The organism is Desulfosporomusa polytropa (assembly GCF_055380075.1).
Map to the genome: position 1 here is coordinate 3,333,106 of NZ_AP042400.1, position 17,008 is coordinate 3,350,113.

A 17,008-nucleotide genomic window follows, 5' to 3' on the forward strand; every position below is an offset into this window, starting at 1 on the left:
GGCCCTGTAAGGGCTGATTACTTGCTACACCTAAAAGGCGGGTATCGCAAACACTGTTACCATCAGCCTCTAAAAGAGGCTCTTTAGTTCATTTCTTCTTTCTTGGCTTTTTCCTGTTGTTCTTGTATATATATCTTAATTGTTTCTTCCGTGATGTTTCCCACGGTTGATACATAATAGCCTCGTGCCCAAAATGCTCTGCTCCACTTACTTCCTTGAGCTGGATGTGCATCATATATCATTAACGCACTTTTCCCTTTCAAATACCCCATAAATTCTGCTACACTCAATTTGGGCGGAATACTTACGCATAAATGTACATGGTCTACACATACGGCTCCTTCAACGATTTCTACATTTTTGTATTTGCAAAGCTTTTTTATTATCTCTCTTACATCCGCCTTTATTTTTCCGTACAGAACTTTCCTTCTGTACTTCGGTATGAAAACTATGTGATACTGGCATTTCCATTTTGTATATGATAAGCTTGAACTGTCCATTTTGGATAACCCCCTGTGTTAGTATGATATTGGCTTGCGACACCAGTATCAGACTAACACAGGGTTTTTTTAGTTCACCCGCAGTAACGCTTCTGCGTACTCTGTTCGCCCCAGCATAGCTGGGGGATTAGGATTTTCATTAAAACCTTAATATTCGGATTTTTCAGTCTTGTATATACATCTATATTATAGAACAATATTAAGTTCAATGGAGATAAGTATTACTTATTAAAGGATAATAAAATTTTATATAAGATTCAGAGTTTTCGTCCATTGTTCTAATATAGGTAACTATGTATAATTAAAATAAGGGTATTGACTGAGGAGAGATTATGGATATAAAGCAATTACGATATTTTATCTCTGTGGCTAAACATCTTAATTTTACCAAAGCGGCACAAGAGCATTTTATGACACAACCTGCTCTTAGCCAACAAATTGCTGACCTCGAACGTCATCTTGGAGTAAAACTGTTCATCCGTAACAGGCATTCTGTTTTTTTAACTCCAGCTGCTGATGAGTTATTGCCAGAAGCAAAATATCTTGTATCTAAGTCGGATGAATTCATGCAACTTGCAAACCAGGTTCAGAGTGGTATGGCGGGCTGTTTAACAATTGGCGTTTTAGGCCTTTCTGAGCGAAGTTTTCTCCCTTCGTTAATTTTATCTTATCGCTCAAAATATCCGCATATCAAAATATCTTTAAAGCTACTCTCAATGGGTGCCCTAGATAAAGCCCTTGAAGCTCAAAATGTAGATGTAGGATTTACATTAATAGAAAAACCTGCACCAAGCTTTTTGAACTGGAAAACCCTCAAAAGAGACACTCTTTGCGTAGTATCGCGTAATGATAACCCATTAACAGAAAGCAACGATATTAGTTTTTCGGATTTAATTAAAGAAACAGTGTTCTTTCAGGATCGCTTAACATCTCCAAGGGGCTTTAATAATCTAACACGAGTTTGTTCAAATAGGGGTTTTACGCCTAACGTTAACTTAGCCCCAAATTGGGGAACAGTACTTATGTCTGTTGAGTCTGGAATGGGGATCTCAATACTCCCCCGTTTAATCCCTGATACTTATGGCAGTCCTAACCTCCAGTTATCTGGCCTGGAAGGCAATGATACTCAAGTTGAGTTTGTAATCGCTTGGAATTCAGCAAATTCAAATCCGGCTATCTCCTTTTTTCTAAATGAGTTGGAAAAAAGCGAATTTTTAGAAAAATAAAGGAAATCACCCTTTATAAAAAAACAGGGCTGTGAATAACTTAGAGATAAGTTTATTCACAGCCCTACTTTATCTATATTTTGTTTCAAAACTATATACGATGTGTTAAAGATTTTTGCATCATGTGATGTTCCTTTGCTGAAAGACTGGATTATTTGTTTTGGGCATTCAATTTTTCTAGCATTTGAAAGGCTCTTTCATCCAGAAATCTTCTAACAAGTTTACTATTGATACCACCTACAATACAAGGCTCTCCATTGATGACAGTGATGGGAAAAGGCTTGCCAGCTTCAACTAATTGGCGGCATTTGTCATTCTGTATCCCTTTAACATCAGTATCAATATATCTTATGGCAACACCGTCACCGAAACTCTGCTTTAATTCTTTAACTAAATCTTCAAATGAAGCAAGCTCCAAAGCAGCTTGCTTGCCTGCTTGATCAAGCTCAGAATTCGGCTTGGTTCCACCATACACTTCAATTAGTACACGGTCCTTATTCTTCATATTTTTATATCTCCATTTACTATTTATTTTTGCGATACTACTCTTTATACAACCGGGCCGTAAAGGCATGCTCGGCATCAGGAGAAATAAATCCCATGGGACAGATATTGCGACAGGCGCTGCAGGTTCCGCAGGTGGCTTTGTTACCTTCTCCAGGAACTAAACCAATCCGCAGATTTTGGCCTCGGCCTAAAAATGTCAGGCGATTTTTGCCTATTTTCCTGCACATTCTTATGCATAGCCCGCATAGTATACACCCTGCTGTTGTGGAACCAGATAACACCTGGCCGTCTGCCGTCTCGCCTTGTACGAGTTGCAGCAGTAAATCTTCTGCTTCACTGTTATGGAAGGGCCTGCCGCGCAAGAGAATTTGAGCTGCCCAGGAGCGTAGACGCTGGAGACGCGGGGTAGCAGTTTTTATTTGCAGACCAGCTTCGACTGCCAATAAACAGGCATGCCAGGGTTTCCAAATAGCATTGTTCCAGATTTCTACCATACACAGGCCGCAGCTTCCATAGGCTTCTAAAGATGGATAATAGCACAAAGCAGGTATATCTATTCCATGATCTCGCAAAGCTTGCAGCACGATAGCACTCTTGGAGACAGCCAGACTCCTCCTGTCGACTACTATCTCTACTAATTCTGCCATGCAAATTCCTCCGAAGTTATTCGGATGCTGTTAAAGGGGCAGGTCTCATAGCAGGCCCAGCACTTAATGCAGCGCTCAGGGTCAACAATGAAGCGGTCTGTTTTTCCCCCTCGCATTGTAACTGCTTCAGTTGGACAAACCTGATAACACGCCTTACATTCTTTGCAGGGCAGAATAATTTCAAAATCGATTAGAGGTTTGCAGGATACTGCCGGACATTTACCTTTTACATGCGCCTCATATTCGTCTCTAAAATAAGTTAACGTTGTAATTACCGGATTCGTTGCTGTCTGACCTAAACCACATAGCGCCACTTGAGGAATAGTCTTACTCAATTCTTCTATTTCTTCCACTATGCCTTTATAACCCTTCCCAATTGTTAATGTCAACAGCCGAGCTTCCAATTCCAGCAAACCACCCCGGCAGATGCTGCATTTGCCGCAGGACTCACTGCCCATAAAGTTTGTCATATGCCTGGCCATATCTACCATGCAGCGGTTTTTACCCAAAGGTACTAATCCCCCTGAGCCCATGATGGCTCCTGCAGAAGCGACTGTTTCATAATCAAGGGGAAAATCGCGATAAGGAACTATCCCGCCCGATGGTCCTCCAATCTGCAAAGCTTTAATAGCCTCCTCATCTACAGCCCCAATTTTTTCTACCAATACCTGAGTGCTGGTACCCAATGGGACTTCAATAAATCCCATACGCTTGATATCCCCGGCCAGACAAAATATTTTCGTTCCCGGGCTTTTCTCCGTACCTGCTTCTCGGAAGGCTTCAGCTCCGTTGAGTATAATCCATGGGATATTGGCGAGCGTTTCCACATTATTGATAACAGTGGGATGATCATAAAAGCCGCTATTGGCTGGATAGGGTGGACGAAGTTGGGGTTCCCCGCGCTTACCCTGCATAACCTGCAGCATGGATGTTTCTTCACCGCACACAAAGGCTCCACCGCTCTCCACCAGGGTAATGGTAAGGCTAAAATTGGAACCCATAATATTGTTTCCTAAATAAACCACCTTACGTGCACTTGCGATTGCTTTCCTTAGTAGCTGAACTGCCAGCGGATATTCGTGCCGCACAAATATATAGGCCTGAGATGCACCAACCGCCAGCGCAGCAATCATCAAACCTTCCAGTACACTATGCGGATCACTTTCTAAAAGAGCTCGATCCATATAGGCCCCGGGATCCCCCTCATCGGCATTGGCGATTACATAACGGACAGGATCAGGGCTCTGATAGGCTATATCCCATTTTTCCCCGGTAGGAAATCCTGCTCCCCCCCGACCACGCAGGCCGGATGCCCCGATCATATCAATGATCGTTCTTCTTTTTAACTTGAAAAGTGCTTTCTCCAGTGCCAGATAGCCGCCCATGGCGGCATATTCTGCTATACTTTCCGGATCTAGTAAACCACAGCGACCGCTGATGCGCCGCATCTGGGGCTGAAAGAATTCACTGAAACCTGAGTTCACTACTTTTATTAGTTCCAAATCTTGAATGCTACGAAGAATTCCAGGTTTACGCTCTTGGGCTATAGCCCACAGATAAGGGGACGTTTTGCTTCCTGGGGGTTCCTCCGCGGTTTTAATAATGCGCCAAAAGGAATTCGTGTCTATATTTCCATAAAAGTAATGTTTTCCGTCTGGTGTTCTGACATTCACCAGCGGCTCCGCATAACAGGCTCCCTGACAGCCTACTTTGTATACTCCGGCTTTTTCGTTCCAATCCCGTTTTTCTAAATTATTATAAACCTCCAGCGCTCCAGCAGCTCTGCCACAGGTAGCCGTTCCTACATTGATCCGGGATTTACGACCGCAGAGCGTTATCTTCCCTTCTTCGGCCAGACTCTTGAGGGGTACATGCACCGCAAAATTCAGCGGTTTGTACGGTTCAAATCGTATCGGTTTCCTTTTTTCTGCCGCAATAGTTTTAGCTACCTGATAGCTATGTATGGCTGGAAACCGAAATTCTGAACGGCCAATCATCCCTTTTTCCTCAAATCTCCAAGCATCAGAGGTACCTGGTATGATTTGATTTTACCGTTTATTTGCCCATCTACCACTACCAGCGGAGCACGGCTGCAGGCACCAACACAATAAACGTGATCTACCGTTACAAAACCATCAGCTGAAGTATCTTCGCCGTCCTCTAGTTTTAGCTCAGCAACCAGGCGATCATTTATTAAGGAAGCCCCCCGGGCATAGCAGGCAGTTCCATAGCATACCGATAGTTTGTGCTTACCGGCGGGACGACTGCGAAAAAAATTAAAGAAGCTTACCAGTCCATGCAGTTGTGACTCCGGCACTCCTGCCTGCCGGGCCAGTTCGGTTAACCGGTCGTGCGGAATATACCCCTGCTCCTCCTGAACCTGATTAAGGATATTGATTAGCTGTTTATCGCTTTCCGGTAACTGCTCCCATTCTTCCAGATTTGTCGGCATCATTTTCCCTCCTCTGTTAACAGTTGCAACTATAAATATTTTCGCTACCTATATAACTCCGATTAGGGCTCCCTCTGCTTTGTAAATCTTACAAATTGTGTTCTTTAGCGGATCACCATAGCCGGTGGAGCCAGTTGTACACTGAGTTGTAAGGTTGTTGTGTTAGAAGGAGTAAGTTAACCCTACCAATAAGCTGTCGGCACTTGCCTTATCGTCTTTTTTCTCAAGATCATTGTATTGCAGGCTAAAGATGGCGTTTTTAAATACAGTCCGTTCATAGCCATATTCAAAACCTTTTACGTTAGACATACAAAATGCGTTATATGGGCTAAAACTTGGATCCATAGGATCAAATGATTTTTGCAATCCAGAAGCTTCCGCATTACCAAGAGTCAGTGGGTCAAAACCTATATCCGCATTTCTGTAACCAACCCATAACCCGTCACTATTGTCTTTCGTAGGGTCAGCACCACGATATTTTGTTGTAATATACCAAGCCTTGGCAGTATCCCCGTTATATTTTTTTGCCCAATTAGCATCGTTTTCGCCATATTCACCGGTTACCTTAATATTTTTGATACCCCGATAGTTGAATCCGGCTGCATAGCTTTCATAAAACTCACTATCTTTATCTTTCATATAGGATGCGGTCACATTAGTATTCTTGTTAACATCATAGGAAAGATTAGCAGCACGCAAGTTAAGACTAGTTGCCTCATCAGCACCGGCCTTACCACCGGCAATGGCAAATTTCACCTGATTACCACTGATACCAAGAACAACGCCGTCAGCACCGCTGTGTGCACTACCTTCAGCTCCGATGCCATTAATCAGACCTTGTCCAAGATAAAGAGGAATACGACCTGCGATAAAAGTATCTAAGCCAAATGCTTTACCAGCGATAAATGCATGTGCAATATTTATATCTGATTTAGTACCAATTCTATTTTCGCCTTCGACACGGCCACTAAATACTAATTTGTCTGTCAGTGGGGCAAATAAATTAATCCGCACACGGGTAAATGTATCAGGTGATCCGTCGTTGTTGTCTGTCCATTCATAACGATAACGGACTTCACCGCCTACCTTAACCTTGCCCACTTTGTTTTCTAATTTAATTACGCGAACATTGAGACCTTCGAGTTCAGAAGAGTACTCACAAGCCAGTTTATCTATAATCGTCTTTTGCTCGGCATTAGCCTTATCCATCTTGGTCATGGCATTGGCAATGAGTGTTGCCATTTCATAGCGGGTTAGCGTACTGTCACCCCGAAAAGTTCCGTTGCCATAACCATCAACAATACCAGCTTGAGCCAGTTTGCTAACTGCACCATAGGACCAGTGCGTAGCAGGAACATCCGCGAAAGGACTTGTTGCTGCAAAGCCAGTACCTGCGACACCAAGTCCGAATACAAGTGCTAGTGTAGCTACGAGACTACGTTTCATGTGTTTTCCCCCCCTCATTTTCATGTTGATACGATTTTTTCGCTACCCGTATAACGCCGATTAGGGCTCCCTCTGCTTTGAGGGAGCCCTAATCAGCTCACTAACTCGCCACTAGAGCCGGAGCAAGCATGAGCATCTGTTTTTACTCAGGAACAAACAGTACTTGTCTGCCTTTGTTATTTAACTTGGCAGACAGTTCTTCTACCGGGCCGTATTCAATAACCGAAGCCTGGCAATGGTGTACACAGGAAGGTTTTTTACCAGCGGCCACCCTGTCACCGCACAAATCACAAAGTTGGGTAGGAATGGGAACATAGGTTAATTCCCATTTGTCCTCAGTATCTTTTAGTTTAAAAGGACCATTTTTAGCTAGTTTAATACCATACTTGCCATTGGGAAGATTTAACTCCTTTTTGCAGGCAACTTCGCAGCTATGGCAGCCTGTGCAATATTCATAATCTATTAATAAACCATTACGTGACATCTTTCTACACCTCCATTTATTCTGCTTTGTAAATCTTACAAATTGTGTTCTTTAGCGGGGCACCATAGCCGGTGGGGCCAGTTGTACACTGGGTTGTAAGGTTGTTGATGTTGGATTCGAATGCACCATACAGGGTAGGTTCTGCAGCTTCTCTTTCCGGGAACCACCAGCCATGTTCACCATGAATGACTCTGGGGTCCCAACCCGGATCAAGCACCGCCTGCTGTTTGCATTTCCCGATATTATTTTCGATCCATACCCAGTCTCCCTCTTTAATGCCATATTTTGCAGCAGTTTCGGGGTTCATGCTCACTCTTGGATTGGGATGGAATTCCCGCAAGGTAGCACTCTGACGATGTTCGGAATGGAAGAATTCCCATTGCCGTGATCCAGCAGTCAGAATTAACGGATATTCCTTCATCATTTGGGGAGTAGAAACTGGACCATAGGGCGGTTCCATATGGTCTGGCAGTGGATCCAATCCCCACTCAACAAAGATGTCCTGGTAAAGGTTGACCATTCCGGTATCTGTGTTGAATCCAGGCTCTCCGTCTTCACGCAGCCTCCCTGTTTCATATTTCTTGTAATGAACTTCCGGCCATATCACGGTTTTTGCTTCAAGCTCTTTGAAGGTAACGCCGGCTGGTATTAGGGCCCAGTCAATCATGTCTTCCACTGTATCCCATGGAAATGCTTCCGGATTCAGGCGTTTGCCGATGTCTAAGACGATCTCTTCATCGGTCTTAGCCTCTTCATATTGGGTAACCTTGGAAATGGAACGTAAAGGCGTCCACCAATTTCTTAAGCTGTCACGTTCTACGCTCATGGAAGCTGGCAGAACCAGGTCAGCATGAGCTACCGCAGAAGGTGTTAAAACCGGGTCTACAACTACAACGAAGGGTACTTTCTTCAAGGCTGCGTAAACACGTTTTGACTCACTTGCCGTGTTTACAAAGGTGTTGGTAGATTCCATCCAGTACATCTGAACAGGATACGGCCTGCCAGTTTCAATAGCCTCTAAGACTGAGTCGCCACGAGACGTTGCAGCCAATCCATATTTAAACAGCGGATAATCATCAACACCAAGGCGCTTTGCCCGCATTTCTTCAGGCAATTCTGCAAAACCCCAGTCAGACGCTACGTGAGCGAGACGATCTACACCGAATGCCGACCGAATAAGATGATTTCCGCCAGGAACATCAAGATTGCCGGTTATAGCAATCAGGGCACAAATGGAGTTAGCAACGGAAACCCCGGCTCTCTGGGTGTCGATGGCCAGTCCCCATTGAACCGAAGCTGGTTTCGCTTTAGCAAAGAACCGTGCTGCCTCCCTAATTTTTTCGGCAGGAACCCAGCTGATTTCCTCTGCTTTTTCCGGGGGATATTCTTTAACCCGTTCAGCCAGTTGCTCAAATCCATAGGTCCAGTCTTTTACAAAGTCTTTGTCATAGAGTTCTTCGCCAATGATTACGTTAAGCATAGCCAGACCAACTGCAGCGTCAGTACCCGGGCGCAACTGCAGCCAATAATCAGCTCTAGAAGCAAACCAGGTCAGGTAGGGGTCTACCACGATCAGTTTGGTCCCCCGCTTTTGCATGTCAACGATCCAGTGGCCCAGAAATCCGTCACCATTACTGATTATTGGGTTATTACCCCAGATGATAATACATTCCGGCAGCTTCCATTCGGGATTATCATAACGGCGTGGATCTAACTGAGACGCATCAACAATAAAGAAGTCCCCAATCATGGTTCCCATGGCTGCTGCACGGGGCAGGTAGCAGGAGTCACCAGCCAGGAATCCCATGGAGAAGTTAGGACTCTTAAAAGCAGAATACGTCAGCTTCGGTACGATTGACCAGGTATTACGTCCGGTTCCTATGGCGGTTACGATAGACTCCGGTCCATAATCTTTCCAGATGGAACGTACTTTTTCTTCGATAATATCATAGGCTGCATCCCAGGTAATCCGTTCCCATTTGTTCTCGCCGCGTTCACCAATTCGCTTCATCGGCCATTTGACACGTTTCGGATCGTTAACCAGTTCCGGAGCACTCAAGCACCGCATACACAGTCTGCCAAAATTATATTGGCTTTCCGGGTCTCCTTCTACCTTAACCAGCTCATTTCCTTTAGTGTAATAAAGGACTGAGCAGCCATCATGGCAACCCGGCGCTGTCCATGAACAGGTACGGGTTACAGTCAAATCGCCTTCTTGCCACTGTACTTTTTTACTATCACTACCCATAATTGCCTGCCTCCTTATAATATCAATGTTTGTATTGCTATTTAGGTTTTGCTATTTTTCCTTTTTGGGAACATCTGCCCCGCATCGGCGGCATTTTTCAAGGGTCGGCGGATTAAACATCCCGCAGGAAGGGCACTTGACATTTTTAGTTGCATAGTCACTTAAACTGTAATTCGGATTAGTCAGCATGCCCGGAGTTCCCTCTGTTTTTTTCTTATCCATACTCGAAAACCTCCCTCTAACTGTCATTTCTCCGCCACGCGGCCTCAACCCGATGCTATCCGGTTAGATAATCCAGACCGCATGTACACATTCTCAATGTTGTAATGCCCCCTTTCGCATGTTGCTGTCCAATATGTTTATCCCTATATCAGGGCACATTTTGGCTACATTCAAACTGAATACGTTTTTTAATGAGTTTAACTATTTTTCGCTAGTTACATCTTTCGTTTTGGTCATGTCTGCTCCGCATTTTTTGCATTTTTCAACGGTCGGCTGATTGCGCATTCCGCATGAAGGACACTTTACCGCTTTGGCTGCACCTGGTGGTCTAAAACACATGACATCTTCTCCTTCCCGGTTTGAATTTGCAATACTAGTTTGTAAGCTGCATAACCCTATATATAGCATTAAGTGTGCCAATTAGTCTTCATATCCCCATACCGGGCAATACATCAGGGTCTTTTTAAAAAATGCATACTGATTTGCCATCTAAAAATACGATTATGACAAAATCGCACTCCTATTTTAAAAAACCTTTTCGCTATTTTGCAAAAAGTTATAACTACGCATTTTAGCAACCTCTGTCCTGCAACTGCCAAAACTGCCACATACAACAAGGATATGATTGAAATTAAAATGCCCTCCCATGTAGACTTAAGAATCTACATGAGAGGGCGTCTTTTTACTATTTCTGTCGCCAGCGGTAGCGGCGAACTGTAGGTTATAATGTAATATCGTACTCTTTAATTTTTCTATACAGTGTGGATTTGCTTATCTGCAGGATACTTGCAGCCTGAGCAATGGAATTATGGCTTTTTAATAAAGTACTCTTTATTGCTGCTTTTTCCCAGACCCGCATAGGAAGTATTTCCTCGGTTTCTGTGCTATTATTTTTATCATTGATAAATTCCCCACCGTCTTCTACCATTTCATAAGGTAAGTGCTCTACATTTATGACGTCACTCTGGGTAATATTAATCGCATAAATAATTGCATTCTCCAATTGCCTCACATTTCCCGGCCAATTATATTCCAGAATTTTTTTTATAGCAGCAGGGCTCATTTGTGGTTTGGACCTGCCAGTTTTATCACAATAAGTGCGGATAAAGTACTGACACAGCAGTATTATATCATGTTCTCGCTGACGTAAGGGAGGGATAGAAATTCTCAGGACTGATAATCGATAATATAAATCTTCTCGAAACTGATTTTCTTGGACCATTTTAAGCAGATTGCGGTTCGTTGCGGCTACAACTCGGAAATCAACTTCTTGATACCGCTTCCCACCTACTCTCATGACTTGTTTATCCTCCAACACCCGCAGCAGTACTGCCTGAACCTCATAAGGCATATCGCCTATTTCATCCAGGAAGAGAGTGCCACCATTGGCCAACTCTATTTTACCAGGTTTACCATGGTTATCGGCACCGGTAAATGAACCGCTTTCATATCCAAACAGTTCGCTTTCAATCAAGCTTCTCGGCATAGACGCACAATTAATAGCAACAAAAGGGCCTTGGGGACAATAATTGTTATGGATTGCTTGCGCAAAGAGTTCTTTCCCAGTACCGCTCTCGCCAATAAGTAAAATGTTTTCCGAGGACAAAGAAAAACGTTGTGCTATATCCTTTACCTTCTTTATTTCGTTACAATCGCCAATAATATCAGTAAATCCAAACTTGGCCTGAAACCCTGCTCGCAGGCTTGCCAGAGCATTAATTTTATCGGGGTGAACGATTCGAATTACTGCTCCCCGGATTATTTGGGGGTCCTGACTATGCATACTGCGAATAGTCAAAATGTAGTTTTCCTCATTTTTACCAATTTTGAACGTTGTCTCCCGATAACTAACAGGCTCACCACAAGTAAGGGCTTTTGTTATAAACGACTTGTCAGTAAGAAAGTCTGAAATATTTCTACTGATAGCTTCAGAGTGTGTCAGCCTTAATATTCGACTAGCTTTCTGATTAATATGCGTAATATCGCCGAATCTGTCCACTGTAATTAATCCCCCATCTGTGAATGCCAGGGTAGCTTCCAGCATATTATAGGAGGTTTCTAGACTCTCATTAACTTGCATTAAATTATTATTGGCACGGATAAGATTGTCACTGCTCTTTATAAGTTTTATTTGAGTTTCAATAGCCACACCCATAGCAATAATAAGGCCAAGGGTATGCAGACTTAGCCTTGGCAAGCTGTCTTCCCAGGTGGGATTTACCAAAGCTTGACTTAACAATACCAGGGAGGCAATTACTTCTCCATGTTCATCAAATAGGGGAGTAGCTGAGGCAATATTATTCTGAAAAGCAGCTGAGTAATGCTCCGGTCCCAGCAACTGCACTGGTTCTTTTAGATACATACACAACATGTGGGAACTGTTGCCCATACTAGTATCATTCACAATTAAGCCAGTTAATGATTTTTGTTTGGAGAATGGAACTAAGCTCTCCCAATCACCATCCTGGAGAAGTATTATCCCATTTTTATCAATCAAGTATATAATATAACCAGAATAAAACATTACATATTTAAAGTTTCTGATAATCGAATTGGTAACTTCAATGAGAAGTCTGTTTTTTTCTATCGTTTTCTCCAGTGCTTCGGAATTTAACCACTCTTTAGTTACCAGAGAATTAGGGTTTATACCCCTATCACGCAAGTATATCCAAGATCTAGCTATTTCTTTGTCAACATATTGACTATTTCGGGGGTCTTCTGCATCTTCGAAAAAGTTAATTCTACATTGCTGTATATTTTTCCAGCTCTCCTTGGAAAAGAACTTATCGCTATTGATTGAACTGAAAATATCATTAATATCCGGTTTCTGACAAACTAAGATCATTAAAATACCTCCATTTCGTCAATAAATCCGTACCAACTCAACAAGTTAAAAAAAGAAAGCCTGATTTACCAGACTTCCTTCGCACAATACAGGCAGGCACAAAAATTACTCTTCATACCCTTCGGTCATCATTTCCACATGGGCAATGATGACTTGGAACTCATCTTATGATTATAATCATTCTTGATATGACTATAAAATCCTGCCAAAAATTAATTGTTTAATTAAAAATATTTCGGCAATTAATGAACCACCTTTAACATCTCCTCAATGTTTTAAGGCTCATTTTAACTAGCTAAGCGTAAAACGAGATTACCTATAGTCATCCATGCAGAAGCCCCCCAATCGTAATCAATTTTATTACGATTGGGGGGCTTCTCACTAAACAGTATGAGGGCTTTGCTAGTCAAACGACGCTAAACCTATTTTCTTTTGATATATCGGATACTTTTTCATCTAATATCCCAACATACGCGCCAAGACAGGAAGAACGTAGGTACAATAAGCAATCAATACAATTGTGGGAAACCAACCTGCCTTAAACATATCAACCATTTTATAGTAACCTAAACCATAGGTAATAAGCGGTACACAGTCAATTGGCAAAACAAAGGATATGGCCGCCCAAAAAGCTACCATAACCGTCATAGCTACAGGACTAATGCCGGTTAATGCCGCCAAATCTGCCAATGGAATCGTCGTCATACCTGCGATAGCCGGTCCAACCGGAATAATAAGATGCAAGAATGAGAGTAGTGTAGTTGCGCCAGCCATAATTGTTGTATTGCTGGCGCCAGCGACAAGAGACATCGCCGATTTTACCAGCCAGGCTGCAGCGCCTGTGCTCAATATGCCCGCAGCTAGTGATTGTACACCGCCGATCAGCAAGACAACATTCCATGATACCCCTTTAGTCAGTTCTTCAAATGTTAATAAATCCACTCCTGGCAAAAACATAACAACTAGGCCCAACACTGCGACAGCAGTTGCATCAAGAGCCGGAACCCAATTACCGGCTACCCAGAACACAAGCATAAGAGTTACGATTGCCAAAACCTTTTTTTCCACTATATTCAATGGTCCAAGTGCATCAGCCTGTTTTAAAACAGTTTGCAAGGATTCTTCTGATATGTCTTCCGGCTTAAACGTCTTAATCAGGCACCACCAACAAATCGGTAAAAGGATAATCGCCATAGGAAGCCCCATAACGACCCAATCAAGAAACTTTATCGTAATACCGGTATGACTGGTAAACATATTCATTGCCATAATGTTGATGGATACACCTGCCGGAGTAACTCCGCCGCCCACCATAGCAGCCATTGGTACTCCCATCATCAAGCATTTGCCTAGATTGGATTTCCCTGGTATCGAATTATTTGCCCGAAGCATCGATAACGCCAGCCCCATAAACAATGCACAATCTGCAGTGTTAGTTACGATTGTGGAAACAAGAGCAGTACAAAGCAAAAAACCAAACACCAATTTAGGAGCATTTGTTCCTGACCATTTCATCAAAGAAGCTGTTAGCCTCAGTGGTATGTTGGTTTTTAATAAAGCTACTGTTAATCCAAACGCGGCAATAACAAAGAAAATTACCGGACTGATAAACTTAGCCCAAACGGTTGGGAAATTGGTTACTCCCAAGTATGGCATTAGCACCATTAATAACAACGCGGAGATTGCCAACGGCATAGCTTCCGTAATCCACAGCAAAATACCTGCGAGTAAAAGTCCAAGTGAAATTATTCCTCCCCGGTTCAGACCTTCCGGAATGGGCATAAGGCAAAATAGCAATACTATCGCTACTGCCGCCAATAGACTAACCACTCTTTTATTCACACTGTCACGTCCTTTCAATTCGAGTCAAATCATTCTGCTTGATGTACCGCTGTTACAAAATTGCTTTTCCCCCTTTGGAATAAATTCTCAAACAAAAAGACCTGCATCTATTATTATTCTTTTTGCATAAAGCATGCCAAGGTGTCATTATACAATATAAAGTGGTCAATTAGAGGAAATTGTACTATATATAGTAAAACAGCCTTTAATTGACCAATTCCTTATTCCAGGAATTTTCCCAATGGCGGAATTTAAAATAGTTTTAAATTAGGAAACTTCCCGTTTATAAAACCAGGGCACTAAACTGCCCCCACGATACTATAACCTAATTAAAAAGCAGTGAGCGAATTACTGTCTATACAGGAATTCGCTCACTGCTGTAGAAAGATATAATTATATATACCATATTGTCGAAATTAAACAACCATCTTCTCTCCTTCAAAATTCATTTCGCTACCTGAAATACTTGATACTCGACATATTTGGAGGCTTTAGATATGAATTCTAATCCCCTAGAGCATTTAGACCCAAATGCTCAATCACTTTGCAACGATAGCGCGATTATCTCCATGGAAAACTGGGAACAAATCATCGAATGCAAAAAGCGTTTCCTGGAATATGGCGAGAACCCGCTTACAGCTCCTTTCATGCGTCGTGAGGTAGCTGAATCATGGCTTCGTTCCCGTAAAGCAGGCGCTAATCCCTATTCCCCAATACTAGGAACTAATGTAAGCGCTGTTCAACTACAAACTCTTCTGATTAAAAACCAATTATTGATTAAAACGGCTACCCCCCTAATTAAGGCCTTTAGCGGTCTGGCGATACACTCCGGTTATATGCTGACACTGCGGGACCAACAGGGGGTCCTGCTACTGCAGGAAGGAAATTCGGAGGAAATAACTGCCTTTAATAATGTTAATTCGGTAATTGGAGTAGTCTGGGCTGAAGAAATCGTCGGAACCTGCGCACATAACCTGTGCATGCGTCTCAAGCGACCCATTCAGTTGCTTGGTCCGGAAAATTATCCTCTGGTACTTCACGATAATCTTAGTTCTTCTGCCCCCATTTTCGATGCCAATAATCAGCTTATCGGCACTTTGGTACTGGCCCATGATTTTGGAAAGTGTGACAACAAGCATGCTCTGAATAAAATACAAACTCATTCTCTTGGTTGGATAACATCTATGGCTTTGGCTATCCAGCAGCAAATGCGCCTAAAACAAGCCAACCAGCGCCTGAAGGTTGCCAAAAACACGCTGGAAGCTACCATTAGTTTTATCGATGAAGGGATCATCATGGTTGATCCTCTGGGAAAGGTCATCCATAGCAACCAAGAAGGATTAAATATGCTGCAAATCGCTCCGGAACAGGCGACCAACTATAGTGTGTTTAATTATCTAAGCCCTGATTCCCTGATTGTTCAAGCTGTGAAAGACGGGACTACCCTTAATTATATAGAAGAAACTTTGAACCTTGATGAAAGAGAACAGCCCTGCATTATCAGTACCCGACCGGTATTTTTTCAAACTAACACCGAAGTAGCCGGCGCCGTCCTGCGTTTGAATCATGTAGATAAGATCAATGCCCTGGTGGCTCGTCGAACAGGTAATAGTGCAACCTTTTGTTTTGAGGATATTATTGGCAATAACGAAGCTATCAGTAAAACAAAAATGATGTGTCAGCGATTTTCCAGCTCACCAGAAAACGTTTTGTTAATTGGCGAAAGCGGTACTGGCAAAGAGCTTTTTGCGCAGGCTATTCATAACTTTTCCCGTCCTAATGGACCCTTTATTGCCATTAACTGCGCCGCGATGCCCCGTAATTTAATTGAAAGTGAGCTTTTTGGCTATGAAGGGGGAAGTTTTACCGGTTCTGAACGCGGTGGACGTCCCGGCAAGATCGAATTAGCCAGCGGTGGCACCCTTTTTTTAGATGAAATAGGTGATATGCCTTTTGAAATACAAGCTGTGTTACTGCGCGTTCTGGAAGATAAAAAGGTTATGCGTGTAGGCGGTAAACGCTATCAGCCGGTGGATTTCCGCCTGGTAGCCGCTACCAATAAGGATCTCTTTAAAATGATAGATGAAAAAGCCTTCCGGGAAGACTTGTATTTCCGCTTATCTGTCCTAAAATTGCAAATTCCTCCCTTACGCGAGCGTGGTGATGATACCCTAATGCTGGCAAAACATTTTATTCAAACTTACTGTCGACGTGCCAAGTTACCCATCCCGCAAATCTCCGAGTTAGTATGTAACCTCATCAGTAAATATTCATGGCCGGGTAATGTCCGTCAACTGGAAAATGCCATGATCTACGCCGTTAATATGGCGCAAGACAACTTTATCTACCCTGAACACTTACCGGAAGAAATATTACGTTGCAAATTCTCCACTCCGGCACAAATAAACTATCCTCCTCCCGATATCAATGTCGAAGAAATGGTGTCTTTGCAAGATGCGGAAATCCTGTTTATTCGCTCAGCCCTTTCCCGTGTTAATAACAACGTCGTGCAAGCTGCTCATCTTCTTCAGGTTAGCAAGTCCACCCTGTATCGCAAGATAAAAGAATATGGAATTGAAATATAATAAC

At 42.9% G+C, this 17,008-nt stretch carries 14 protein-coding genes and 1 riboswitch; of the genes, 2 read left to right on the plus strand and 12 right to left on the minus strand.

Translation table 11 applies throughout. The features are described 5' to 3' along the window. Window positions 1–83: 83 nt before the first annotated feature. Window positions 84–500, minus strand: coding sequence for an IS200/IS605 family transposase (gene tnpA / locus ACZ449_RS17410; RefSeq protein WP_464257326.1), 417 nt, complete (start codon window positions 498–500; stop codon window positions 84–86). A 332-nt stretch (window positions 501–832) separates the two neighbouring features. Between tnpA and ACZ449_RS17415 the strand changes: the two genes are divergently transcribed. Then, window positions 833–1,726, plus strand: coding sequence for a LysR family transcriptional regulator (locus ACZ449_RS17415; protein ID WP_464257327.1), 894 nt, complete (start codon window positions 833–835; stop codon window positions 1,724–1,726). Window positions 1,727–1,877: 151 nt separating this feature from the next. On the opposite strand, the gene ACZ449_RS17420 is transcribed toward ACZ449_RS17415, so the two are convergent. The 11 genes from ACZ449_RS17420 to ACZ449_RS17470 all read right to left on the minus strand — a co-directional run bounded on the left by ACZ449_RS17420 (window position 1,878) and on the right by ACZ449_RS17470 (window position 14,419). After that, window positions 1,878–2,231, minus strand: coding sequence for a hypothetical protein (locus ACZ449_RS17420; RefSeq protein ID WP_464257328.1), 354 nt, complete (start codon window positions 2,229–2,231; stop codon window positions 1,878–1,880). Window positions 2,232–2,268: 37 nt separating this feature from the next. Next, window positions 2,269–2,880, minus strand: a complete 612-nt coding sequence (locus ACZ449_RS17425; RefSeq protein WP_464257329.1) for a 2Fe-2S iron-sulfur cluster-binding protein — start codon at window positions 2,878–2,880, stop codon at window positions 2,269–2,271. Further along, on the minus strand, window positions 2,868–4,877 hold the full coding sequence (locus ACZ449_RS17430) for an NADH-ubiquinone oxidoreductase-F iron-sulfur binding region domain-containing protein (RefSeq protein ID WP_464257330.1): 2,010 nt from the start codon (window positions 4,875–4,877) through the stop codon (window positions 2,868–2,870). The genes ACZ449_RS17425 and ACZ449_RS17430 overlap by 13 nt, the downstream gene beginning before the upstream one ends. Continuing rightward, window positions 4,874–5,335 carry an NADH-quinone oxidoreductase subunit NuoE family protein gene (locus tag ACZ449_RS17435; protein WP_464257331.1) on the minus strand — a complete coding sequence of 154 codons (462 nt, stop codon included), beginning with the start codon at window positions 5,333–5,335 and terminating at the stop codon, window positions 4,874–4,876. The genes ACZ449_RS17430 and ACZ449_RS17435 overlap by 4 nt, the downstream gene beginning before the upstream one ends. Before the next feature lie 159 nt (window positions 5,336–5,494). Next, window positions 5,495–6,778, minus strand: a complete 1,284-nt coding sequence (locus ACZ449_RS17440; protein ID WP_464257332.1) for an S-layer homology domain-containing protein — start codon at window positions 6,776–6,778, stop codon at window positions 5,495–5,497. A gap of 142 nt (window positions 6,779–6,920) precedes the next feature. Beyond that, window positions 6,921–7,262 (minus strand): hypothetical protein, encoded by a 342-nt coding sequence (locus ACZ449_RS17445; RefSeq protein WP_464257333.1) that lies wholly within the window; start codon window positions 7,260–7,262, stop codon window positions 6,921–6,923. A 16-nt stretch (window positions 7,263–7,278) separates the two neighbouring features. Next, window positions 7,279–9,510, minus strand: coding sequence for a molybdopterin-dependent oxidoreductase (locus tag ACZ449_RS17450; protein WP_464257334.1), 2,232 nt, complete (start codon window positions 9,508–9,510; stop codon window positions 7,279–7,281). Between the two features lie 51 nt (window positions 9,511–9,561). Next, window positions 9,562–9,732, minus strand: coding sequence for a hypothetical protein (locus ACZ449_RS17455; protein ID WP_464257335.1), 171 nt, complete (start codon window positions 9,730–9,732; stop codon window positions 9,562–9,564). 201 nt (window positions 9,733–9,933) lie between these two features. After that, window positions 9,934–10,071 carry a zinc-ribbon domain-containing protein gene (locus tag ACZ449_RS17460; RefSeq protein ID WP_464257336.1) on the minus strand — a complete coding sequence of 46 codons (138 nt, stop codon included), beginning with the start codon at window positions 10,069–10,071 and terminating at the stop codon, window positions 9,934–9,936. A 382-nt stretch (window positions 10,072–10,453) separates the two neighbouring features. After that, window positions 10,454–12,577, minus strand: coding sequence for a sigma-54 interaction domain-containing protein (locus ACZ449_RS17465; RefSeq protein ID WP_464257337.1), 2,124 nt, complete (start codon window positions 12,575–12,577; stop codon window positions 10,454–10,456). A gap of 58 nt (window positions 12,578–12,635) precedes the next feature. Next, a riboswitch (molybdenum cofactor riboswitch) is annotated at window positions 12,636–12,748 on the minus strand. Between the two features lie 285 nt (window positions 12,749–13,033). After that, on the minus strand, window positions 13,034–14,419 hold the full coding sequence (locus ACZ449_RS17470) for an SLC13 family permease (RefSeq protein ID WP_464257338.1): 1,386 nt from the start codon (window positions 14,417–14,419) through the stop codon (window positions 13,034–13,036). Window positions 14,420–14,916: 497 nt separating this feature from the next. Here ACZ449_RS17470 and ACZ449_RS17475 point away from each other — a divergent pair, with 497 nt between their 5' ends. Continuing rightward, window positions 14,917–17,004, plus strand: coding sequence for a sigma-54-dependent Fis family transcriptional regulator (locus ACZ449_RS17475; RefSeq protein WP_464257339.1), 2,088 nt, complete (start codon window positions 14,917–14,919; stop codon window positions 17,002–17,004). Window positions 17,005–17,008 lie beyond the last annotated feature (4 nt).

Bases quoted from the DNA above. Each gene is read 5' to 3' on its own strand.
- tnpA (WP_464257326.1), bottom strand. From the start codon at position 500: ATGGACAGTTCAAGCTTATCATATACAAAATGGAAATGCCAGTATCAC.
- ACZ449_RS17415 (WP_464257327.1), top strand. From the start codon at position 833: ATGGATATAAAGCAATTACGATATTTTATCTCTGTGGCTAAACATCTT.
- ACZ449_RS17420 (WP_464257328.1), bottom strand. From the start codon at position 2,231: ATGAAGAATAAGGACCGTGTACTAATTGAAGTGTATGGTGGAACCAAG.
- ACZ449_RS17425 (WP_464257329.1), bottom strand. From the start codon at position 2,880: ATGGCAGAATTAGTAGAGATAGTAGTCGACAGGAGGAGTCTGGCTGTC.
- ACZ449_RS17430 (WP_464257330.1), bottom strand. From the start codon at position 4,877: ATGATTGGCCGTTCAGAATTTCGGTTTCCAGCCATACATAGCTATCAG.
- ACZ449_RS17435 (WP_464257331.1), bottom strand. From the start codon at position 5,335: ATGATGCCGACAAATCTGGAAGAATGGGAGCAGTTACCGGAAAGCGAT.
- ACZ449_RS17440 (WP_464257332.1), bottom strand. From the start codon at position 6,778: ATGAAACGTAGTCTCGTAGCTACACTAGCACTTGTATTCGGACTTGGT.
- ACZ449_RS17445 (WP_464257333.1), bottom strand. From the start codon at position 7,262: ATGTCACGTAATGGTTTATTAATAGATTATGAATATTGCACAGGCTGC.
- ACZ449_RS17450 (WP_464257334.1), bottom strand. From the start codon at position 9,510: ATGGGTAGTGATAGTAAAAAAGTACAGTGGCAAGAAGGCGATTTGACT.
- ACZ449_RS17455 (WP_464257335.1), bottom strand. From the start codon at position 9,732: ATGGATAAGAAAAAAACAGAGGGAACTCCGGGCATGCTGACTAATCCG.
- ACZ449_RS17460 (WP_464257336.1), bottom strand. From the start codon at position 10,071: ATGTGTTTTAGACCACCAGGTGCAGCCAAAGCGGTAAAGTGTCCTTCA.
- ACZ449_RS17465 (WP_464257337.1), bottom strand. From the start codon at position 12,577: ATGATCTTAGTTTGTCAGAAACCGGATATTAATGATATTTTCAGTTCA.
- ACZ449_RS17475 (WP_464257339.1), top strand. From the start codon at position 14,917: ATGAATTCTAATCCCCTAGAGCATTTAGACCCAAATGCTCAATCACTT.